The organism is Gilliamella sp. ESL0441, assembly GCF_019469185.1.
In the GTDB taxonomy this organism is placed as follows: domain Bacteria; phylum Pseudomonadota; class Gammaproteobacteria; order Enterobacterales; family Orbaceae; genus Gilliamella.
In genome coordinates, this window is sequence record NZ_CP048264.1 from 1,810,335 (window position 1) to 1,833,877 (window position 23,543).

The following is a 23,543-nucleotide window of genomic DNA, read 5'->3' on the forward strand; positions in this document are numbered from 1 at the left end:
AACCTGTTATTGAATCACTTTTAATTTGTTAGAATTAATGTCTAAAATGACGCATATTAGTAAAAATCATTGCAAAATTATGTTCATTAGCTGCTTGAATAACTTCATCATCACGAATAGAGCCGCCGGGTTGAATCACGCAAGTTACCCCTACTTTAGCCGCCGCATCAATGCCGTCTCTAAATGGAAAAAATGCATCAGATGCGACCACACAGCCTGCTACTTCTAAATTTTCATCTTGCGCTTTAATACCAGCTATTTTAGCCGAATAAACACGACTCATTTGTCCTGCTCCAATTCCAATGGTCATGTTGTCTTTGGCATAAACAATGGCATTGGATTTAACAAACTTTGCCACTTTCCAGCAAAACAGTGCATCGGATAGTTCTTTGTCAGTGGGTTGTCGTTTGGTCACCACCGTTAATTGATTTTCGATGACCATATCCACATCATGTTCCTGAACTAACAGTCCACCATTTACTCGTTTGAAATCTAAACGGCAATTGGGTGTTTGCGACCATTGACCACACGCTAAGATGCGTACATTTTGTTTAGTTTGAGTAATAGCAAGCGCATCTTGATTGATTGACGGTGCTATAATCACTTCGACAAATTGGTTTTCTACAATCATGGTTGCCGTTTTTGCATCTAAAGGACGATTAAAGGCAATAATCCCACCAAAGGCAGACGTTGGATCGGTTTTAAACGCATTTAAGTAAGCATTAAAAATGGTATCACTCACAGCTACTCCACAAGGATTAGCGTGTTTAACAATCACACACGCAGGTTCATCAAACGATTTAACGCATTCAAGTGCGGCATCCGCATCCGCAATATTGTTATAAGAGAGTGCTTTACCTTGTAGCTGTTTAGCGGTCGCAATCGATGCGTCGTTTATATCTTCATCAATATAAAAAGCCGCTTTTTGATGTGCATTTTCACCATAACGCATATCCTGTTTTTTGATAAATTGAAGATTCAATGTTCGTGGAAATTGTCCAGACACTTTGTCGGTTTCACCATAATAAGGCGGCACTAATTGCCCAAAATAATTGGCAATCATTCCATCATATTTAGCTGTGTGTTCAAAAGCTTTAATTGCTAAATTAAAACGATATGGGTAGCTAAGGGAATTGTGTTGTTGATCCATCAATTCAATGATTGGCTCATAGTCCTTGTAATCAACAACAATAGCAACATCTTGATGATTTTTAGCCGCTGCACGCACCATGGTAGGTCCACCGATATCAATATTTTCAACGACATCTTCTAAACGGCAATCTGATTTAGCGACTGTGTCAGCAAAGGGATACAAGTTAACCACGACCATATCAATAGGTGCAATTTGATGTTGATGCATCACATCATCATCTAAACCTCGCCGCCCTAAAATTCCGCCATGAATTTTAGGATGAAGCGTTTTGACTCTTCCCTCCATCATCTCAGGAAATCCGGTATAGTCTGAAACCTCAATGACGGGAATATTGTGTTTCATAAGCAATTTAGCGGTACCACCCGTTGAAAGAAGTTCAACGTTTCGTTGATGAAGAGCTTGGGCAAATTCGATAATACCGGTTTTGTCAGAGACGCTTAGTAAAGCACGATGAATAGGACGAAACTGCTGCATGATGGGGCTCCGAAGTTAAGACTTTAAATCCAAATCAATTGAATCGGTATTATATAGAAAACCATCATCGATGTTTAGTGATTAGTTTATATTCTGATAAATTTAATTATCTCCAGCAAGGTTAATATATTATCTCAAACGTATATTTAAAAATTTTTGTTGAAAAGATATAAAAAGCTTTTTAATTTTTAGGAAATCTTCTTTCAAAGTAAAAATGAAGAGTATTGTTTTATTGATAAAAAAGGATAACATGATAATTATAGTAATGAATTCGTATCATAATACAATTTCAGTTGAAACAAAATTAGTTATCAATAAGCGAGATAATCAAAACTTAATTGATAACTAATCCAATATCTAAGTAATGAGATTTAATCGTCACTATAGCCAAGACTGCGTAATGCTCGCTCGTCATCAGCCCAACCAGCTTTGACTTTTACCCACAACTCTAAGTGAACTTTGGTATCAAAAAAAGATTGCATATCTTTTCGAGCTTCAATACCTATTTTTTTGATCTTTTCACCTTTATTACCAATAACCATTTTCTTTTGACCATCACGTTCGACTAATATCAAACCATTGATACGATACATGCCCGTACGTTCATCAACTTTAAATTGTTCAATTTCAACGGTTACCGAATAAGGCAACTCATCTCCTAAAAAACGCATTAATTTTTCACGAATGATTTCGGATGCCATGAAACGTTGCGATCGGTCAGTAATATAATCTTCTGGAAAATGGTGTTCCCCAACCGGTAAATGTTTTTTCACAATATCTTTGATGATATCAATGCCCTCACCCTTTTCAGCGCTAATTGGTACGACATCAAGAAAATTGATTTTTTGGCTGATTTCTTGAATATGAGGTAACAATTGGGTTTTATCGGTAACATTATCAATTTTATTGATCACTAATAAGACTGGCGACTTACAATCTTTCAATTTGTTAGCAACCATTTCATCATCATCTGTCCAGTGTGTCCCCTCAACGACAAAAATCACCAATTCTACATCACCAATAGAACTACTCGCCGCTCGATTCATAAGGCGATTGATGGCTCTTTTTTCTTCGATGTGAAGACCCGGTGTGTCAATATAAATTATTTGGTCATTATCTTGAGTATCAATTCCAACAATACGATGGCGTGTTGTTTGTGCTTTACGCGAGGTAATTGAAACTTTTTGACCTAATAATTGATTTAATAATGTTGATTTGCCGACATTTGGTCGACCTACAATGGCAACGAATCCACAATGTTGTGTTGTTTCTGTCATTTTATACCTAATTGATTGAGTGCTTGTTGAGCGGCAGCTTGTTCGGCTTTACGGCGACTAAGTCCTCGCCCTAAATATTGATGGTCATCATTTTCAAGTTTGCATTGAATCAAAAATTCTTGCTCATGTTTATCACCAGTGACTTCAAGGATCAGATAACATGGTCGTTCTTGATGTATACCTTGTAAGTATTCTTGAAGTCTTGTTTTTGAATCTTTTTGTTTCACGCCCGGTTTAATTTCAACTAACCGGCTCTCATACCAAGACAGTATTAATCGCCTTACATTTTCAATATCGCTATCTAAATAGATGGCACCAATAATGGCTTCAACCGCATCAGCAATAATTGATTCCCGACGAAAACCACCGCTTTTTAATTCACCTTGTCCTAAAATCAGATAGTTACCTAAATTAAATGCTTTGCCTATTTCAGCCAATGTTGTACCGCAAACTAAACTTGCTCGCATCTGACTTAAATCACCTTCATCTTGCTGTCTAAATCGATGAAAAAGATCATCTGCAATTACAAAGCTCAAAATAGAATCGCCTAGAAACTCTAGGCGTTCATTGTGTCGTTTATTCGCACTTCGATGAGTCAGCGCTAATTCAAGTAAAGAAAGTTTTTGAAATTGATAGCCTATCGACTGTTGCAATGATTTTAAATTTTTAATACTCATAGCGACTAGTGGATGCCTCCAATACGACTAAAGCGAATACCTGTTGGCCATTCATTTGGTTGTTTTTCAAAGCTAATCCATATTGCTGTCGCTTTACCAACGAAGTTTGATTCAGGCACAAATCCAAAATAACGGCTATCGCCACTATTATCACGATTATCACCCATCATGAAATAATTGCCTTCTGGTACAACCCAAGTCGCAATCGGTTGCCCTTTTTGGTGAAAGAAATATTCTGATTTTTCCATGATTCCTTTTGTTGTTAAGATATCGTGAGTATTATCACCAATAGTTTCTTGCTGTACTTGCATATCAAAAGATCTCAAAGAGTTGGAATCGACAATTCCCCTTTCTTTATAATCTTCTAAAGTATAAAAATCGGGATTTGATTTACTTTGTCGATTAACTTGTTTCCAATCGCTTAATTTCGGTTCGCTATAGTTCATATTTAATGGTTTTGACTCTTGTCCTATACAATTTTTATCAGTGCTCTTACAAGCTGGATAGATAAAAATTTTCTTTTGTTCCACAGAGTAAACAATCTTGTCGCCAGGTAATCCAATAACCCTTTTAATCAAATCTAATTTTGAACCATCGGGATGTTTAAAAACAGCGATATCACCTCGTTTAGGATGTCCAGTTGATATAATGACGGTATTGGTGATGGGATCTCGTAATCCATAAGAATATTTCTGAACAGCAATAAAATCACCCACTAATAGTGTTTTCATCATTGATCCTGAAGGAATCTGAAATGGTTCATATAAAAACGATCGAATAACGAGCACGACAAAAAGGACAGGGAAAAAAGATGCTAAACTTTCGACCCAACCTTTTGGCTTACCAACTTCTGCTAGCACTTTACCATCGATGTCACCGTTACACTGTTTACGGACTTCTTCAACTTTACGTTGCCTTGCAGGCTTCCAACGGTATTTTTCTAAAAACCAAAAGATTCCTGTTATCAATGTTGCTATTGTTAATATGATGGCGAATGTATTAGCCATTTTTTTCCCTCTTTTGCTGGTTAATCTTTACCGACATGTAAAATAGCTAAAAACGCTTCTTGTGGTAATTCAACATTACCGACTTGTTTCATGCGTTTTTTACCTTCTTTTTGTTTCTGTAAAAGTTTTTTCTTACGACTAACGTCACCACCATAACATTTAGCTAAAACGTTTTTACGTAGTTGCTTAACGGTTGAACGAGCAATAACATGATTGCCAATTGCAGCCTGAATAGCGATGTCAAACTGTTGTCTTGGTATGAGATCTTTCATTTTTTCGACTAATTCACGACCACGATAAGGTGCATTATCCTTGTGGGTAATTAATGCCAAAGCATCAACACGCTCTCCATTAATAAGAACATCTAACCTGACCATATCTGCAACTTGGAAACGTTTAAAACTATAATCCAAAGACGCATAACCTCGAGAAGTTGATTTTAGTTTATCAAAAAAGTCTAAAACAACTTCGGTCATAGGTATTTCATAAGTTAGAGCGACTTGATTGCCATGATATACCATATTTGTTTGTACACCGCGCTTTTCGACACATAAGGTTATCACATTACCTAAATAAGTTTGTGGAACTAAAATGTTACATTCAGCAATCGGTTCACGTAATTCATTTATGTTATTCACTGCTGGTAATTTTGCTGGACTATCGACGTAAATAATTTCATTAGATGTGGTTAATACTTCATACACAACTGTCGGTGCTGTTGTAATCAAATCTAAATTGTATTCACGTTCTAACCGCTCTTGAATGATTTCCATATGTAATAAACCAAGGAAACCACAACGGAAACCAAAACCTAAAGCACCAGAATTTTCAGGCTCATAAAATAAAGAAGCATCATTCAAACTTAATTTACCTAATGCATCTCGGAAAGCTTCATAATCATCAGAACTCGTTGGAAATAACCCAGCATATACTTGTGGTTTTACTTTTTTGAAACCAGGTAAAGGTTTATCTGCTGGTGATTTAGCAGAAGTTAACGTATCACCAACCGGAGCACCTAAAATATCTTTGATTGCACAAACAACCCAACCCACTTCACCACAATGAAGACAAGTTTTATCAACTTGTTTAGGCGTGAATATTCCAAGACGATCAACATTGTAAGTCATGCCTGTACTCATGACTTTTATTTTGTCACCTTTATTTAATTCACCATTTTTAATACGAATTAACGATACCACACCTAAATAGTTATCAAACCATGAATCAATAATCAAAGCTTGCAAAGGTGCGTTTGGATCGCCTTCTGGTGCGGGAATATCGTTAACAAGTTGTTCCAAAACATCAATAACGCCAACCCCAGTTTTAGCTGAACATCGAACCGCATTGGATGCATCAATACCAACAATGTCTTCTATCTCTTCTGCAACGCGTTCAGGCTCAGCTGCGGGCAAATCAATTTTGTTCAAAACAGGAACAACTTCTAGATCCATATCTAAAGCAGTATAACAGTTAGCAAGTGTCTGTGCCTCAACACCTTGTCCTGCATCAACGACTAACAATGCGCCTTCACATGCAGCAAGTGAACGTGAAACCTCATAAGAAAAATCAACATGTCCTGGTGTATCGATGAAATTAAGTTGATAGGTTTCGCCATTTTTTGCATGGTAATCTAGGGTAACACTCTGTGCTTTAATAGTTATACCACGTTCACGTTCAAGATCCATTGAATCTAACACCTGTGCTTCCATTTCACGATCTGAAAGTCCACCACAAATTTGTATAATGCGGTCGGAAAGTGTGGATTTACCATGGTCAATATGAGCAATAATTGAAAAATTGCGGATATTTTTATTCATATCAATAAATTATAATTTGTATTTAGTTATAAACTATTAATTATTTAAATACTTCTTAATAATAAGCGGTATTAATAATAATTATTCAGCAAGAAAGATTAGCATTTTACACATTTATCACTACTAAGCATAGTGTTATCGAGAGGTTTGCGGTGATTTCTCGACAATATTTTGTGCAATGCGCTCTATAGTGGTACGAGGTAAATTACCTATGATAATAATATTTTTATGAGCAATATTCGTTGAAAAAATAGTACGACCACCTTGTTGTATTAATTGATTAGATAAATTAGCTTGCTCTGATGATACATTAACAGTGAATGAAAATACACCATCTGAATAGAGTTTTGTTGCTATATCAGAGTTATAAAAATTTACGTTATAAGCAGCAATTTCTTTAAACCCTTTTGGAAGCCATGCTAAACGCCAAGCTTCTAATACGTTTTCTTGTTTTTCAATTGATAATAAAATAGGATAAGTTCTAGTATCAAGGTACTCTTTAACTTTTTGTTTATCGAAATTTTCATCAAGATCAATGACTTTAAATTGACTAATGACTTCACTATGTTGATCTAATAAATCGATACGAATAGGTAAATGAATCTCTTCATCAATCCATATCACATAACTGTAGCGATCTCTATCTTTTGCAATCATTTTTACTAGTTGAACACTTCGGTTTGCAGTTCTTGTTTTTCCTAATAAAGTAAAATCATAGATATCTGCCAGTTCACTAAAATTATTATAAATCACATCAGGAAAAGCTTCGACAATGCGAGGGCTAGTGATCGAGAAGGACTCACTATCTGGTTGAAAATAGCTAGTAACTCCATCATGTAAAATAATTTCTTTCGCCGCTCCCTCTAAAAATAGTAATAGAGCTTTGGTATCTTTTTTTTCTTTTGCACCTAAATGCGTATATTCATAGGTAGTAACATATTGGTTTTTATCCTGAGAAAGAAAGTGTATTTGGTAATCAAGATTTTGAACCGCATTACGCATTTTATTGAGTAATGAAATAGGGGCATCATTATCTAGAGCACAGGCAGGTAAAGAAAGAAAAACGAAAGAAAGAGCAGCAATAAATTGGCTACTCTTCTTTTTAATGATATCAATACTAAAATTAAATAAAGATTTCATTGTAGGTTAATGAGCATTTAATCTTTTTTGTAATTCGTAGTCTTGTACAAGTAATCTGATTTTATCATACTGCCTTTTATCAAGCAGTTGCTGATCATTTTGCTGTTGAAAGCCTCCAACTGGCGCAACATTAACACCAACAGGTACAGTATTGAACATCGGAGCACCATCTTTGTTTTCAGTTTGGCTTTGTTGATACTGAACACCGGCAATAATAGCTAAAGTAACACACGCAGCAAGCCCAACCTGACTCACTTTTGCAAGCGCATCTTTAAAACGAATCCAAATTAGATTTTCTTTTTTAGGAATAGCGACGTTATGGATATTTGGTTGCTCAGTCAATTCATTATAAAGATTATCACTAGCAATGACTTGTGCAACTTGTTTAGAAATATCCATAGTTAATGAACAACTATGCAATTCACTTCGCATGGCTTCTCTTACAAGATGGTAGCGATGCCAACAAGATTGCAAACATTCATCTTTTGAAACTTCATCAATAAAACGATTATCTATAGACTCGCCATCCATGAGTAATGAAAGTTGCTCTTTTTGTTCTATTTGCATAGTAGATACCTTAAATTTATGACTATTCATTATCAATTTAACTATTGTTTTCTAACCAATTAATGGTTTTATTTTTTCATCAATCGCATCTCTTGCTCTAAAAATGCGTGATCTAACTGTTCCAACTGGCGTGTCCATAATTTCTGCAATCTCCTCATAACTTAAACCTTCAATTTCACGCAATGTTATTGCGATTCGTAAATCATCAGGTAGTGAATCAATTGCTTCAAAAACCGCCTTTTTAACTTCTTCTGAAAGTGCTAAATTTTCAGGATTTTCTAAATCCCTGAGCGATTCAGCACCTTCGTAAGTCTCCGCCTCACTTGCATCAATATCAGATGAAGGCGGTCTACGTCCTTGAGATGTTAAATAATTTTTTGCTGTGTTAACAGCTATCCTATATAACCAAGTATAAAAAACACTTTCACCTTTAAACAAGCTTAAAGATCGATAAGCTTTAATAAAGGTTTCTTGTACAACATCAGGGACTTCCGATGCTAATACATAACGAGAAACCAAATGAGCTAACTTATTTTGATAACGAATCACAAGTAAATTGAACGCATTTTTATCGCCGTTTAATACACGATCAACTAAAACTTGGTCTGTTACTTGCTCCCCCATTAAAGGCCATTCCTCATTATGTTAATAACTGTTAATCGGCCCACATTAGTCCACTTAAACAGTTAGAGTCTAAAATTTCAAAAAAGTTCCATTATTTTAATAGAAATATTATTTTTTTTCCAATTGATAAGCTTTGCAAATTGGTTACTATATAATAATTATAGATTTTTTATTAATTTCGCTATTGAGATTTATTGCAAAAAATTTGATCTAATTTAATAAAAAGATCTCACGCTTACCTTTATCATTATAAGTGATTTGATAAAATTGAGGGAGATTAAAATTCACCGAACTACTCGTTTTAAAGGTAAAACGATCATCAGATAATACATAAAAATCATTAATATCTTTGACCATATTTTCTTTCGTTCCATTGCAATTACGATAAATTTCTACTTGGTTGTTTTCGTTTAGAATATAAAGATCAAAACCAGAATCAGTATCTTCAAAGAAAAATTGAATGATCCCTTCATAAGCAACACTATCAATTTCTTTAGGTAATTCATTGGTCTGATCTAACATATTTAAAGGTCGACCCTGTACTTTATTATTCGATACGGCACCATAAAAATCGATCGCATTTTCGAATTGATGAACTGATACGCCCAGTCGTTCGAAAAACAGATACCAAGAAGATCCATCGATCCGCAATGGTTTAACTTGCGTTGAATTATTCTGGGTTGTGGTTAAACGTAACTCAATACATTCATCCATTAATTTCTTCATTTGTTGTTTAATTTCATTACCAAGGTATTTACTGTAGCAAAAGATCTCCATTAAATCTGGTAGATCTGCATCTTTATGCATCCGATTAAGGAGCGTTTTGATGGCTTCTAATACACATAGCGAACCGCTAAAATGCAATACCCGAATCTCATTCCAGGAATTTCGGTATAGTAAATCAACTGACCCCACTAAACTAAGTTCTTTTTTACCATAGTTCAAAACATTCTTACTTATCTCAAATTCAATATCTAAATTTGTACTAGGATCATCTTCAAGATTTAAAATAATAGCTAAATGGCGAATTTCGCATGGACCATAAAGTTGTTCTTCAGTTGCAGCAGGGACTTCAATAGGAAAATATTCTTTCAAGTTTTCAATAAATTTATTAATTTTTGTATTACCTTGCTCATCACCATCTCGATAATGAAATTCGGTTGTGTCCGCTATCAAACCATTGAAATAACACCATCCAACTAATTTAACAAGATATTTACTGTACTCAAGATATTGATGACCTGAAATAGATTCTAATTCAGGTTTTTGGTTATAAACATACCAACCCGCTCGATTTATTCGATCTTCTTTTACGTGAATAAACGTTAACGCTTCTTCTTGCAAATTATTAGAAATATTAAGTTTTAAGGTAGTTATTTTACCCGGCAATACTTCGTAGGATGCATAAAGCTTACGGGTTAAAACAGCCATATCTTGCGGGCTTATAATAGAATCTAAATTATTGCGACGACCAAAATTTAATAAATTACGATATCCCGTCATCATCGTTTGTAATAGTATTTCATGCATTTCACGAACTTGTTCAATTTTCCACGTATGGCTTGAATCAAGTTTTGCTATACGTTCGGAGCTCCACCCCCACTCTTTAACGATATTTTCTAATATTTCACGTCGCCATGAAGATATGTATTGAGTTTGAGATAATTTTTCATTCACTTTAAGATAGAAACACATTCTTATCAGCTCGAGCCGTTCAAAATCCTTAATTTCAACAAGATAAGCGGTTATTCTTTCTAAAAGCATATAATAAGAATCTAGGTTGATTCCTTTCTGAGAGTTAAATTCTTGAATAGATTTCCTCATTTCGTAGGCAATAGGTCTATTTTCGGGGTATATCCAAGAATAAGCTTCTAGCAATAATGTTTTTAACACAGCTTTAAATGGTGAATCAATACTTTTATAAAGTTGCCATAAACTGGCTCCAAAATACTCTTCTGCTGATAACCCTGTTAATGGCCCAAAATCTAACCATTCATCTCTGTTTATCAAATCCAACTCAATTAAAGCTTTCACGCATTGTTTATAGGTAGGATATTTTATATTGTTAATCGTAAAATTATGTGGAACAACAAACCACAATAGATATTTTCCAGCTAATAGTGTTGCAGTTCGATAAAACTCTTCAAGTAATAAAATATGTTGTGCCGAACCACAGTTTTCACCCATCAAACATTCATGATGATTATTAATAAAACGATCAACATCTACCACAAATAATGTTAACTTAACGTTTTGTTGCTTTGCCCATTGTTCAACCAGTCGACATTTTTCATTTAAAGCTTGCTTTCTTGTTTCAGATAAATTACTTTCTACACAGACCCAAATATCAAGATCTGACTCTATTGATTGACCTATAGAACATGTACTTCCCATCGAATATAATGCAGATATTGATGGAATGGAATTTTCTTCAGTACAAACAAAATCAAAATCATTTTTAAGCTGAGCACAAATTGAATCTGGTATTTGATAAAAAGCAATACCGCATGGAGTATCTAATTGGTGAAAGCCAGGTAATTTTGGATCATTAAAATGAAAAATAGCAGGTAGCAACGAAAATACACGTTTAAATTCAACTGACATTCCAGCCAAAGCACGTTCATGTTTAAGATGAACAAGATGTTTAAGTTCTTTTTTTACGTTACTAATATTATATTGCATAGCATTATCTAGATTAGACACATGAACTCCTTACGGACTTTCTAAATCTAACATTTTATGAGTAGAAGGTAAATAGAATAAAAATTTTAAACACAACAATGAAACGGCCATGATTACCCTAGAAAACATTACCCAACGAATAAAAAAGCGAAACAACAGCAAATATACGAAAGATAAAGCTGCTGTTTTACTCCCCATTGTCAATATTGAAGGAAAATTAGCACTATTATTTCAAGTTAGGTCAAAAAAGCTTAGATGGCAGCCGGGTGATATTTGTTTTCCAGGCGGACGCATGGATGACTCAGATTTAACTCCAGAACAGACTGCCAAACGAGAAACTTGCGAAGAATTAGGTATCCCATTGAGTGAAATATTTATTTTAGGTGAATTACCTAAATTTATTGCTTCATTCGGATTGATGATTTACCCATTTGTAGGTCAAATAACCACATTAGCCAACCTTAAACTGAATACCAATGAAGTTGAAGAGGTTTTTACCGTGCCGATAGAATGGTTTATAAATAATTCACCTCAACATTCCATAATAAATCTGGGTCATAAAGGTACGGATAACTTTCCTTTTCACCTAATACCTAATATCACCTCAGAATGGCAAAAAAGATCTGCTCATAACATCTTGTATTATTCCTACAATAATCATATTATTTGGGGATTAACAGCTCAAGTTTTAAATGATTTTATTAACACAATCCGTTGATAAAAATAATAAATAAACATCGTGTTATTTGTCAGAATAAAAAAACTATTACTGATTGCAATTTTAGCAAATAATGCTAAACAACATATCTATATAACAAAAATCCTTGAGAATCACTCCGTAAATATTTTTAATAGATAACGTTGTTCAATTATCTCTCGTTAGCAACTTTAAGTCTGAATACTTTTAAAAGTAAAAAAAGACAATATCTGAGAGCAACTTAAGATTTCAACACTCTCTTTTATAGATTTCATCTCTACCCAATGAATAACGGTTAAACATTGATTATCAATTTCAATCATTTAAAAATAAGGGTATTATCATGAAACGTTTCAATAAATCATCAATTGCATTTGCTGTATTATTATCTTTACCTTTTGTAAATGTTTATGCTGCATTACCATTAACTGACGAAGAAAGTAGTCATTTAATTCCGATGAAAGAAATTTCGGTAACGGGTAATTATTTGCAGGCCCAAAATGCAGCAGATGATATTTCAAAAGCTGCCGATGAAGCTGGAGCTAAGTATTATCATATTACTGCACTTGAAGCAGCAGAAACATCAAATTCAGCTGATTCTGCTATTGTTTATGCTGATATTTATCAATCAAATGCACCGATAACATTAAATGAAGAAGAAACGACATACAACGGTATTGTCGCTTATGAACGTAACAAAGCGCTTTATTATTTACCATTTGAAATTGTTAAATTTAAAGGAAGTTTTAACAATACTTCCGAAATAACTACTGAAGCTAGCAAAATAGCAGCAGAAAAAGATGCTTATGCATTTTACATCAGCTCAATCGAGCCTTCTAATTTAAAAAATCAATCACAAGATATTGAAGTTGCTTTATACAAAAAAGATGCACCTGTAAGAGATTATATTGTCACAAAAGCAATTGCAGGTGAAAATGCTTATGAAATCAGTAGTGATGCATTTAAAACAATGAAACCTTATGCAACAATTGTTTTCCATGGTGTATTTAACAATACAACAGAAGTAAGTGCCGCCGCACAAAAACATGCGATTGCTAACGGTGCTCAATTTTATTATGTTAAAGAGGTTTCAACCAATCCAGCCAATACTGCACAAACAATCTATGTTAATTTATACAAATAAAATATTTTAATTGCATTTTCCACGTGTTAGAGGATTACTTTAACCCGTGGAAAACATAAAATCTTAATATATTCAACTAATGAATAATATTGATTTAAAAGCCAACCTTTATCTATTTAATAATTTATTTGTTAATACAATATATTTCTAAATTCATTAAAAAATATAATTTAAAAAAAGATTCGTTATTTCTAATTTTCAATCATTGCATTAAAACGGTTGGGAAACGTATGTTATTAAAAAATGTTAGGATTAAACGATATTTCCATATCACGAAAAAAATATTAAATCACTATTGTTTTATCATTATGTTAATTAGCTCAACAACCTATGCTTTAGATGCTAAAACAGCTCAAGTTATTCAAGGTACTGCGCCTTATTTTACTCAACCTGACTTAGTGGGTTATGAAGGTGCTCGTGAATACGATAAAGCAAATTTTATTTATTTTGGCGTAAAATTTAATGGTACGACCTATTCGGGAATGAATGATTTAAACATAGCAATAAAACAATCTGGATTTCCTGCTGTCGACCCAAACAAAACGACACCAAATCAACTGTTAGCGCTGCTAAAATCCAATTATGGATTAGCAGGGACATTATTACCTTTTAACCCTATGTTAGTTGACAGTGATAGAAAGAATGTTGCTGATGATGAAGGTGATTTACCAATTAAAATAAATCCACCAGAGGCAGGATTAAATATCGAATGGTTTTACCGCTCCATCAATCAATCTTTTTTATTACTTGAACCTGATAGAAACAGAACCTTTTGTGAACTAGCACGATTAGGTTGGAATCCTTATATCCGAATATCAGGACCTGTTGTGTTAGTTACTGAATTTGGTGTGCCCAACTTTAGAGTTTATGCAAATCCTAAACACGACTTCTTTATTTATAATGCGATAAAACCCACAGTGTGCGCTGCTAAACCGTCTATAGCTTACTCATTTGTTTTCGAAGGTCGAGATTATACGGGAGACTGGGCTAAACTGACTTGGGGTGAAGATAACGAATACACCTATGATTCAGGTCTCGTGAATAAGGTACGATCAGGCGGTTTTCCAACAACTGGATTTGATCATGCCCAATTCACCATGTCTTTTGCAGGTGTTCCATTTGATTTATCAACCATTTCAACATCAACAAACTCTAATGGTGTAAATCTGACAACAAATCTTCTTAAAGATAATGATATTGATGACTACTTAGTTAATACAGCGCTTCAATTTCATTTAACTGGTAAAGCGACTAACAAACCGACTTTTTCAATTAAGTCCAATGATAATGAAATATACTCTTTTACAATTAATAAATGGTTTGTCACATCTAATTTGAGTGCAACAACTTATGACCAAAGTTCACAGGCTTGCCAAGGTAATTATGTTGTTCCAACGATTGAAGACTTTACCAATAGTGATCAAACACTCATCACTTCAGGAGCATGTAAATCAGATAACAATTCTAAGAATTGTTTGGCAATCAACAGTAATCATTATTATCGAAAAGTTGGAAATAGTCTTTTTGCGGAATGGGGTGATATCACTAATGAACAAAATCAATATTATCATGCTTATCCGGGTAATAACTTCCCTAAAAATATTTTATATTGGACATCTGAACAAAGGGATATGAATAATCAATATGCCGTAGGACCATCTATAGGTGCGATTGAATGGATAGCAAAAGATGAACCAATTAATTTTGTTTGTGTGTTGAAATAAGTAATTCTACGTCTAATATTTATTGTTAAAACACATTTTTTATATGTGGAAAAAACAAAAAAGCTAAATGTTTTTCAAGAAATAGAAGGATTAAAGATTATTGAATGACAGTCAATTTTAGACACCATTTGTTAAGACTTAGGTTTAATCTTATGAGAAATATAGGAATTATTAATTGTTTATGTTTAGAAAAGCAGCATAAATGGCTGGGGTACCAGGATTCGAACCTGGGCATGGCGGGATCAAAACCCGCTGCCTTACCGCTTGGCTATACCCCAATATTATTCAGGAAAAAGATATCTAGTGGTACGGGTAGTGAGATTTGAACTCGCACACCTTTTCGGAACTAGAACCTGAATCTAGCGCGTCTACCAATTCCGCCATACCCGTATTGGAATACTCAAGAAAGTAACAAACAGAGATAAAACAGATTAACTAATAGATACCAAAAAACGCAGATTGGAATGGCTGGGGTACCAGGATTCGAACCTGGGCGTGGCGGGATCAAAACCCGCTGCCTTACCGCTTGGCTATACCCCAATAAAGGATAACATTAAGATTAAAATGGTGCGGGTGAAGGGACTTGAACCCCCACGCCTCGCGGCGCCAGAACCTAAATCTGGTGCGTCTACCAATTTCGCCACACCCGCATGATATACTTTCGGTAAAAGTATAACTTAATCTTAATGGTGGCTACGACGGGATTCGAACCTGTGACCCCATCATTATGAGTGATGTGCTCTAACCAGCTGAGCTACGTAGCCATTTCATTCGCAACGTCATAACCAACACTGCGAGGCGCATTATGCTTGTGTTACGGCAAATCGTCAACCCTTTTTTTAAGATATTTTAAAAAAAAGTGATGAGTGATTAAGTTACAATCAGATCCAGTTTAATAACGCTTCATTTCGTTTTTTTTGTAACTCAATACCAATTGATTTACCCGTATAACCTTCGGCAATAATATTCTTTACATCGACATCATTAGCGATGTGATAAGCTTTTTCAAGATATTCAGCTTGCGGAAAGGTATTCTGTTTACTCAACGCTTCACTCGCTATAACTAACTGTCTAAGATGTTGGGGATTACGCCAGACATCAATACCATTAAACAAATTCAATATTTCTTCAGTCGTAAGTTTCTCAGCATTAGCAACTTTCTTCCAATATTGTTGAACCATGAGCGCCATTTTAGAATAATGGTTAGGGGCCTTAATTTGATTACATAATAGTTCAACCGATTTTTTATCAGCTAAATTGCCACATAAAACACTAAAACGAATAGTAAGCTCTTTGGTTAGTTGTACCGATTTTTTTAAAGCATCGATTAAATCATCAGATAAATTTAATGTTGGAAATAAAATTGATAGCGCACCACACTGCTCTAGAACTTGAAAATAAATTTGAGGATCTTCCGTCGATAGAGCTTTTTCAGTTTCTTTCCAAACGCGTTCAGCAGTAAGAAAGCTAACTTCGCCTATTGAAACCATCTCTTTCATTAAATCCATGGTCTGATGCGCAATGACAAAACCTAATTTATGGTAGCGAGCAGCAAATCGCGCGACTCGCAAAATACGTAAAGGATCTTCTCTAAACGCAACAGACACATGTCGTAATAATTTATGATTAAGGTCATCAACCCCATGATAAGGATCCACAATATTGCCCTTATCATCCATAGCAATGGCATTAATAGTTAAATCTCGACGGATTAAATCTTGTTCTAAGGTGATATCTTTACCGAAATCACAAATGAATCCATTATATCCTTTACCAGATTTACGCTCTGTACGAGCCAAAGCGTATTCTTCTTTAGTTATAGGATGTAAAAAAACGGGAAAATCTCTACCAACTTGTTCAAATCCTAATGATATAAGTTCATCAGGGGTCGCCCCTACCACTACCCAATCATTATCGATTACAGGTAATCCAAGAAGTTTATCTCGAACGGAGCCACCAACAAGGTAGATTTCACTCATTTTAACGCATCCAACGGTCTTTTTTACGGCGACGAGGAAGAATGATCGGTAAAATGAGACCCAACAAGAATCCGCCACCAGCAACAAGCCCACCATATGTAAACCAAGTAATGATAAGGTCACGGCGTTTATCATCAACTTGATTTAGCATTGATTCCAATTGCGCTCCCTGTGTTTTTACTTGCGATTCTAATTCACTATTTTTACGTTTTAATGTTTGAACCAATTCTTCAGATGTGCGTAATTTCTGAACATAATCACTGACCATTTTTTGTTGATACTGCTCGGCATTATCAACTTTATCTTTATATTCAGCTATTTTTGCTTCTAAATCAGGAATACGTGTTTTTAGACTAGGCTGATCGCTCAGCTTGGCTGTTTCAATCCAAGCAGCATTACCATTTTTAAGCTGGATTCTTGTGTATTTACCGTCTGCGCTTCTTTCAAACGCATTGACTTTAGAACCACTTTTAATGGTACCAGAAAAAGCATGTTGCTGACTTGGACCACGTCGTAAATAAACTTCAACTTCATCGACAACATATTTTTCAACAGCACTAGCATTGAAAGCTAATGCAATAAAAGAAATAAGAGTAATAATATTCTGTTTTTTCATAAAAATTCAACTAATCATCCATAAATATTTACATAATAACATAAAAAATTATCTTTTCGCATAATCATTTTACTATTTATGCTTTTAAATTAATCATTACGAATTCATTCCGATGAATGGAAACGATTACATTTTTATGCGATCTGAATCACACATTAAAAAAAATGTTATTCCCCTATTAAAAAATAATCGATATCTTATTTCAAAAGACATAAACTTTGGAGTATTTATGAACTATCGCCTTAATAACAACCGTATAGATATCCTTTTACGCACTACCCCCTATGCTGAACTTTGCTACTTTGGAAAACGATTACATCACTTTCAACCAGAAAATGTTGAAATGTGTATGTCTGCTGTTCCCAATTCACGTATTGATGTCAATGTACCATTTACGCTTTGCCCTGAAGAAGGATTAGGTAATTTTAGTACACCAGGTCTTGAAGGGCATAGAAATGGTAAAGATTGGTCTCCCGTTTTTAAAACAAAAGAAGTTATTGAAAATGATAATAATATTACTATTATCAGTGAAGATGAAATAGCCAATTTACGTTTAACCTGTCAGTTTATTCTTGATAATAGTGGTGTTTTACAATGTAAAAATAGTTTAACAAATTTAGGTGAGCAACCTTATCAAGTAAATCGACTTTCAATCACCATCCCCATTCCCGAAAGAGCACAAGAATTAATGGCTTTCCACGGTCGTTGGATAAAAGAATTTTACCCACATAGAACAAAAATAGAACACTGCGGATATTTACAAGAAAATCGCCGAGGAAGAACTTCACATGAATACTTTCCAGGAATGATTGTTGGTACAAATGGATTTAAAGAACAAACTGGCGAAGTTTGGGGATTTCATTTAGGTTGGAGCGGTAATCATCGTATTCAAGTTGCGGTAAAAAGCAATGGTAAACGTTTTATTCAGGCGGAAGCGCTATATCTTGCAGGTGAAATATCGTTAGCCAAAGGTGAAACACTTGATACACCTTGGCTATATAGTACATATAGTGATGAAGGTTTAAATAAAATGAGCCATCATTTCCATCAATATTTACGCAACAATATAATTAATTTTCCACAAAATAAAGCTCGTCCGGTACATTTAAATACTTGGGAAGGCATCTTTTTTGACCATAACCCCGATTACATCATGAAAATGGCAACAAAAGCGGCACAAATTGGTGTTGAACGTTTTATTATTGATGATGGCTGGTTCGGAAAACGAGACGATGACTATCAAGGTTTAGGAGACTGGTATCTTGATGAACGAAAATATCCTAATGGTCTTGAGCCGGTGATAAAACATGTGAAAGATCTCGGTATGGAATTTGGTATATGGGTTGAACCTGAAATGATCAATAAAAATTCAGATCTTTATCGTGCTCATCCTGATTGGTTACTTGAATTATCGGGGTATCAACAGCCAGAAGGTCGTCATCAATATTTGCTGGATTTGCAAAATCCTGATGTGTTTGATTATTTACTTGAAAGATTAACATGGTTGTTGGGTAGTTATGATATAGATTATATCAAATGGGATATGAATCGAGAAATTGTTCAACCTGGTCACAATGGCAATCCAGCTATCGTTGGACAAACAAAAGCATTGTATCGTTTACTCGATATTTTACGTAAAAAATTTCCTAATGTTGAAATTGAATCATGTTCATCTGGTGGTGGTCGAATAGACTATGAAATTTTGAAAAGGACTCAACGTTTTTGGGCTTCAGATTCTAATGATGCATTAGATAGACAAACGATTCAACGAGGCATGAGTTACTTCTTTCCTCCTGAAGTGATGGGCGCGCACATTGGTGGTGCTTTGTGTCACACCACGTTTCGTGAACTCGATATGAATCTTCGGGGACTAACAGCTTTATTTGGTCATATGGGCGTTGAACTTGATCCGGTTAAAGAGTCAGAAAAAGAACAACAAGCTTTTTCCCACTATATAAATTTACATAAAAAATTACGTCATTTATTGCATAATGGTAAAAGTTATCGCTTAGATGTCGATGATAGCCTTGCAATGCAAAGTTATGGGGTTGTAAGTGAAGATCAAACAGAAGCAGCGTTTATTATTGCACAGTTGATTTTACCCACTTATGCTTTAAGTGGAAACTTACGCTTAACAGGTTTACTTGCAGATAAATTTTACAGGATTGAAATTCTTGATATGCCAGACAATATTGATCCTAAAATTAATGGGCATGTAATGAAAGCACTACCTCGCTGGATGACTGTTCAAACAACATTATCAGGAGAATGGTTAATGAATATTGGCTTACCTTTACCTGTTTTAGACCCAGCGACAGCAATGTTAATTAGTCTTAGAAAAGAATAACTTTAAAGACATTACAAATAATTTACAATTTTTTAAAAATTTGAAACAGAACCTAATTTTTAATTCAATTTGTTAACAAATTTTAAGGTGAACCGATTCAGGTGTAAATCGAGTTATTGGCAAATAGACTTTTTTACTTTATTATAATTAATTAGGAATAATAACAAGTTAAGTCAAATTTCTAGAGTATTATAAACTGAATCAACTTAAAGATGTAAGTAAAAGATATTTTAAATGAAGGTTCCCTCCCGCTTTACAAGCCTTTTCGTTTTTATCGTTGATATTCGACAATGCTCTATGTTGACAAACTTTAATTATAAAAATTACAGAACACAGGTATAGTTTCAGTAATCATTTTTAGTTGAAGTAATTTATTAAAAAGGTTTTTTTATGGCGACAATAAAAGATGTTGCATATTTAGCAAAAGTTTCAGTTGCAACAGTATCTCGCGTTATTAATAACGCAAATAATGTTAGTGATAATACGCGAGAAATCGTAAAAAAAGCCATGGAAACTTTAAATTACTATCCAGATGCTAATGCACGAGCGTTATCACAACAAAATTCTAATACTATCGGTATTGTCGTTGCGGATGTTTCCGATCCATTTTTCGGTTATATGGTCACAACCGTTGAAAAAGTCGCGTCTCGAACTGGACATTTTTTGTTGATCGGTAATGGTTATCATAATGAAAAACAGGAATATAATGCCATTACTCAACTTATCGAGCATCGTTGTTCATCATTAGTTGTTCATGCGAAAATGTTGACAGATGAAACCCTCATCAAATTAATGCAACAAGTTCCTGGAATGGTTTTGATAAACCGAATTATTAAAGGATATGAAAAACGTTGTATCGCTTTAGATGATCGTTATGGATCATATTTAGGTGTAAAACATTTGATTCAAAATGGTCACAAAAAAATTGGGTATTTATGTTCTGATCATGAAATTACAGATTCTTCAGATCGTTTAAATGGCTACAAGGATGCATTAACAGAAAACAATATAGAAATCGATCACAATCTTATCGCCTTTTCATCACCAAATGAATTAGGCGGAGAACAAGCCATGAAATCATTGTTAGAACGAAACCGCAAAATAACTGCCGTTGCTTGTTATAACGACTCTATGGCTGCCGGAGCGATGTCCATCTTATATGATAACGATTTAAAAATTCCCACCGATGTATCAATAATTGGCTTCGATGACATTTTAATTGCTAATTATCTGCATCCCAAATTAACAACCGTGAGATATCCATTACATGCAATGGCTGAACAAGCTGCTGAACTAGCATTAATTCTAGCCAAAGGTGAAGAGCCATCAAGCAATTTAGTAAACGTGTTTTCACCTACGTTAACCAAACGCTATTCCGTTAGTTCTATAGGTTAAATTATCTACATAACTGCTATAAACTCATCTTAACGTTGTTAAGATGAAACACTTTTAATATGTAAATTTAGTATTTTGTTTTTATTTTATCAAAAAGCTAAAGCTTTAAATCAAATTAAAACTTTATTCATTGAAACCCATTCCTGCTATCGTAATAGTTTCCGATTCAAAAAAAGTATAGAGACTGATATCTGCTCATGTAAACTTTATAAATAAAATCAGACTTGATTAAACAGTTTAATATTGACAGATTAAGTCTCTATGACATTATAAAAAATTAAAACCACACTTCAGTCTGTACACCAAAACTAATTTGGCGTTTTTTGCCATTAAATTCAAATTTACTAATATCATTATTTAATGACTCAATATAAGAAAGATAAAAACGAATGTCAGGTCGTGAAGATAAAATACTTTCCCCTACTTTAAACGAATGATACAACGTTGTTTTATACCCCTCTTCTTTATAAGTTTTTCCATTAACTTTATTTTTTTGGTTAAAGTAACCAAATTCAACACCACTTTGATTATATTGATCCCAAATATAAGCTGGTCTTACTGCTGATTTAAAACTGGTAAAATCGGTATGAGGTAAATTTAAATCATAAGAATAAACATCTTTACCGGTTGTTAAAGCTAACGCATGCGCCATGATAACATTATCAGATAAATACGCCTCGCCTTCTGAAACTAATCGATAAGCTTTACCACCAGTATGTTTACCTATATAGTCGTTATTCGCATTAGCAGCAAATTCAGGATTATTGGTGTTGATATTGGCTAAATGAGATGCAACGGAATTGGTTGCTGTCTGTAATGTTAACTGATTAAACCCACCCAGAAAATTATTTTGGCGTAAAACAACGCTTCCTACCCAAGCATTTTTAATGGTGACATCATCTTGAAGTTTCGATTTGTTTGGCGCTGAATATCGAGCATTAACCGCAAAAAAAGCATCTTTCCATAAAGGAATATCTCGGTAACGCACTTCAATTTCATTGACATCAACATCTTCATGTTTGACTTTTATTTCATCAGTTCCGGCTATTTTTTTATTAACTTTCACGTTCACATCAGCACGCAATAGCGCTAAATCAAGTTTACCAACACCTATTTCCAGATTTTCAACACCAACACCGCCACCAGCTGGAGATTTTTGGGTTTTCCAATCCAGCATTTGAATTTCATTATACGGTAAAGAGTGCTTACCTACCCACAAAGTCGCTTCAGGAAAGTGAGGAACAAATCCTTTAGTTGCTAAGTAGATATCAGAAAACTGCATAATATTGTCGTCTTGTGTATTGAATAATCCTGCTGCTTTATCGGTTGCCACATTACCATCAATCATGACAATTGCATCAACCCGATGACCATCTTGATCATAGACTTTTTGTTTAAAGACGAGATCATACCAACCTCCATATTCATTCCCAAAGCGGCCTAAAGCACCTTCAGCATAATTTTTTGGTTTACCATTGGTGGATGTTGACCAACCACCACGGAAATATCCATTAAAGGAGAATCCAATTTCTTCTTTAATATAATCTTTAAATTCAGTTAAAGTGAATGACTTTTTATACTCAACAGTTTCATTATCTATGACATCGACAGGATTATGATTAACTAACACAATTTGTCTATCATTATTAGGATGCGTAATACCGACTGGTTGTAAATCAACTGATTTTTGTTGTTTAATTGCAGCGGTATGAATTTTAATTTCTTTTTGTTGATTATTAATAACCAACTGTTGTTTCTGTAAGTTTTGATTTAACTGTGCTATTTGCTTATTTGATTCAATTATCTGTTTTTTCAAATCAATTGACTCTTTTGTCAGACTAATTAACCTTTGCTCTAATGAATTAATTCTAGCTTCTAATTCATCTTGAGAAGCTGCCATCGCATTTGGCAAATAAAACAAACTAAGCAGAGTAATTAATACAATTCGTTTTGGTTTTACTTTATATCCAGATTTTGATAAGTATTTCATTTTTTCCCACTCATTATTGATTAATTCATTAATACATCTCATAAATTTGAGACAAAAAAAAACCTAAAGAATAGGTAATCACTATTCTTTAGGTTTTGCCCGCTTTATATCGGTAGCAATCCAACAGCTAATAATAAGCACTTTCAATATAACAAAGAAAAAAAATGATTCAAAAATTAAATCCTATTGTTGTGACTTAAATCACATTAATACTGAAAATATTATCTTATACA

Annotated in this window: 17 protein-coding genes and 5 tRNA genes; 5 read left to right on the top strand and 17 right to left on the bottom strand. The window is 34.1% G+C overall.

Annotated features, from left to right (window positions below; genetic code table 11):
- Positions 1 to 34: 34 nt before the first annotated feature.
- The 9 genes from purH to GYM75_RS08125 all read right to left on the bottom strand — a co-directional run bounded on the left by purH (position 35) and on the right by GYM75_RS08125 (position 11,439).
- A complete protein-coding gene (gene purH / locus GYM75_RS08085) occupies positions 35 to 1,627 on the bottom strand; it encodes a bifunctional phosphoribosylaminoimidazolecarboxamide formyltransferase/IMP cyclohydrolase (RefSeq protein ID WP_220215469.1) in 1,593 nt (530 codons plus the stop codon).
- Positions 1,628 to 1,998: 371 nt separating this feature from the next.
- Positions 1,999 to 2,904 (bottom strand): GTPase Era, encoded by a 906-nt coding sequence (gene era, locus GYM75_RS08090; protein ID WP_220215470.1) that lies wholly within the window; start codon positions 2,902 to 2,904, stop codon positions 1,999 to 2,001.
- Positions 2,901 to 3,581: a ribonuclease III gene (rnc, locus tag GYM75_RS08095; RefSeq protein ID WP_220215471.1), complete on the bottom strand. Its 681-nt coding sequence runs from the start codon at positions 3,579 to 3,581 to the stop codon at positions 2,901 to 2,903. The genes era and rnc overlap by 4 nt, the downstream gene beginning before the upstream one ends.
- 5 nt (positions 3,582 to 3,586) lie before the next feature.
- Positions 3,587 to 4,588, bottom strand: a complete 1,002-nt coding sequence (gene lepB, locus GYM75_RS08100; protein ID WP_220215472.1) for a signal peptidase I — start codon at positions 4,586 to 4,588, stop codon at positions 3,587 to 3,589.
- Between the two features lie 20 nt (positions 4,589 to 4,608).
- On the bottom strand, positions 4,609 to 6,405 hold the full coding sequence (gene lepA / locus GYM75_RS08105) for a translation elongation factor 4 (RefSeq protein WP_220215473.1): 1,797 nt from the start codon (positions 6,403 to 6,405) through the stop codon (positions 4,609 to 4,611).
- Between the two features lie 135 nt (positions 6,406 to 6,540).
- A complete protein-coding gene (locus tag GYM75_RS08110; RefSeq protein WP_220215474.1) occupies positions 6,541 to 7,545 on the bottom strand; it encodes a MucB/RseB C-terminal domain-containing protein in 1,005 nt (334 codons plus the stop codon).
- A gap of 6 nt (positions 7,546 to 7,551) precedes the next feature.
- Positions 7,552 to 8,112: an RseA family anti-sigma factor gene (locus GYM75_RS08115; protein ID WP_220215475.1), complete on the bottom strand. Its 561-nt coding sequence runs from the start codon at positions 8,110 to 8,112 to the stop codon at positions 7,552 to 7,554.
- Positions 8,113 to 8,163: 51 nt separating this feature from the next.
- Positions 8,164 to 8,736, bottom strand: coding sequence for an RNA polymerase sigma factor RpoE (gene rpoE, locus GYM75_RS08120; RefSeq protein ID WP_220215476.1), 573 nt, complete (start codon positions 8,734 to 8,736; stop codon positions 8,164 to 8,166).
- A gap of 210 nt (positions 8,737 to 8,946) precedes the next feature.
- The gene (locus GYM75_RS08125; protein WP_220215477.1) at positions 8,947 to 11,439 is read right to left on the bottom strand and encodes a class I adenylate cyclase; all 2,493 of its coding nucleotides are present in this window, start codon (positions 11,437 to 11,439) and stop codon (positions 8,947 to 8,949) included.
- 88 nt (positions 11,440 to 11,527) lie between these two features.
- Here GYM75_RS08125 and GYM75_RS08130 point away from each other — a divergent pair, with 88 nt between their 5' ends.
- The 3 genes from GYM75_RS08130 (at position 11,528) to GYM75_RS08140 (ending at position 14,983) form a co-directional block, all read left to right on the top strand.
- The gene (locus GYM75_RS08130) at positions 11,528 to 12,136 is read left to right on the top strand and encodes a CoA pyrophosphatase (RefSeq protein ID WP_220215478.1); all 609 of its coding nucleotides are present in this window, start codon (positions 11,528 to 11,530) and stop codon (positions 12,134 to 12,136) included.
- Between the two features lie 322 nt (positions 12,137 to 12,458).
- Positions 12,459 to 13,259, top strand: a complete 801-nt coding sequence (locus GYM75_RS08135; RefSeq protein ID WP_220215479.1) for a YdgH/BhsA/McbA-like domain containing protein — start codon at positions 12,459 to 12,461, stop codon at positions 13,257 to 13,259.
- A gap of 308 nt (positions 13,260 to 13,567) precedes the next feature.
- Complete coding sequence (locus GYM75_RS08140) at positions 13,568 to 14,983, top strand: hypothetical protein (RefSeq protein ID WP_220215480.1); 1,416 nt, start codon at positions 13,568 to 13,570, stop codon at positions 14,981 to 14,983.
- A 203-nt stretch (positions 14,984 to 15,186) separates the two neighbouring features.
- Here GYM75_RS08140 and GYM75_RS08145 read toward each other — a convergent pair.
- The 7 genes from GYM75_RS08145 to GYM75_RS08175 form a co-directional block, all read right to left on the bottom strand.
- Positions 15,187 to 15,261, bottom strand: a tRNA-Gln gene (locus GYM75_RS08145).
- Between the two features lie 26 nt (positions 15,262 to 15,287).
- Positions 15,288 to 15,373: transfer RNA gene (locus GYM75_RS08150), tRNA-Leu, on the bottom strand.
- 75 nt (positions 15,374 to 15,448) lie between these two features.
- Positions 15,449 to 15,523, bottom strand: a tRNA-Gln gene (locus GYM75_RS08155).
- Positions 15,524 to 15,548: 25 nt separating this feature from the next.
- A tRNA-Leu gene (locus GYM75_RS08160) sits at positions 15,549 to 15,633 on the bottom strand.
- A 37-nt stretch (positions 15,634 to 15,670) separates the two neighbouring features.
- Positions 15,671 to 15,747, bottom strand: a tRNA-Met gene (locus tag GYM75_RS08165).
- A 117-nt stretch (positions 15,748 to 15,864) separates the two neighbouring features.
- Positions 15,865 to 16,962 carry a hypothetical protein gene (locus GYM75_RS08170; RefSeq protein ID WP_220215481.1) on the bottom strand — a complete coding sequence of 366 codons (1,098 nt, stop codon included), beginning with the start codon at positions 16,960 to 16,962 and terminating at the stop codon, positions 15,865 to 15,867.
- Between the two features lies 1 nt (position 16,963).
- Complete coding sequence (locus GYM75_RS08175; RefSeq protein WP_220215482.1) at positions 16,964 to 17,578, bottom strand: TIGR04211 family SH3 domain-containing protein; 615 nt, start codon at positions 17,576 to 17,578, stop codon at positions 16,964 to 16,966.
- A gap of 229 nt (positions 17,579 to 17,807) precedes the next feature.
- Between GYM75_RS08175 and GYM75_RS08180 the strand changes: the two genes are divergently transcribed.
- Together GYM75_RS08180 and GYM75_RS08185 are read left to right on the top strand one after the other, a co-directional pair.
- Positions 17,808 to 19,925, top strand: coding sequence for an alpha-galactosidase (locus GYM75_RS08180; RefSeq protein ID WP_220215483.1), 2,118 nt, complete (start codon positions 17,808 to 17,810; stop codon positions 19,923 to 19,925).
- 390 nt (positions 19,926 to 20,315) lie between these two features.
- Complete coding sequence (locus GYM75_RS08185) at positions 20,316 to 21,320, top strand: substrate-binding domain-containing protein (protein ID WP_220215484.1); 1,005 nt, start codon at positions 20,316 to 20,318, stop codon at positions 21,318 to 21,320.
- Positions 21,321 to 21,597: 277 nt separating this feature from the next.
- Here the strand turns inward: GYM75_RS08185 and GYM75_RS08190 are convergent, their stop codons facing one another.
- A complete protein-coding gene (locus tag GYM75_RS08190) occupies positions 21,598 to 23,310 on the bottom strand; it encodes a carbohydrate porin (protein ID WP_220215485.1) in 1,713 nt (570 codons plus the stop codon).
- Positions 23,311 to 23,543 lie beyond the last annotated feature (233 nt).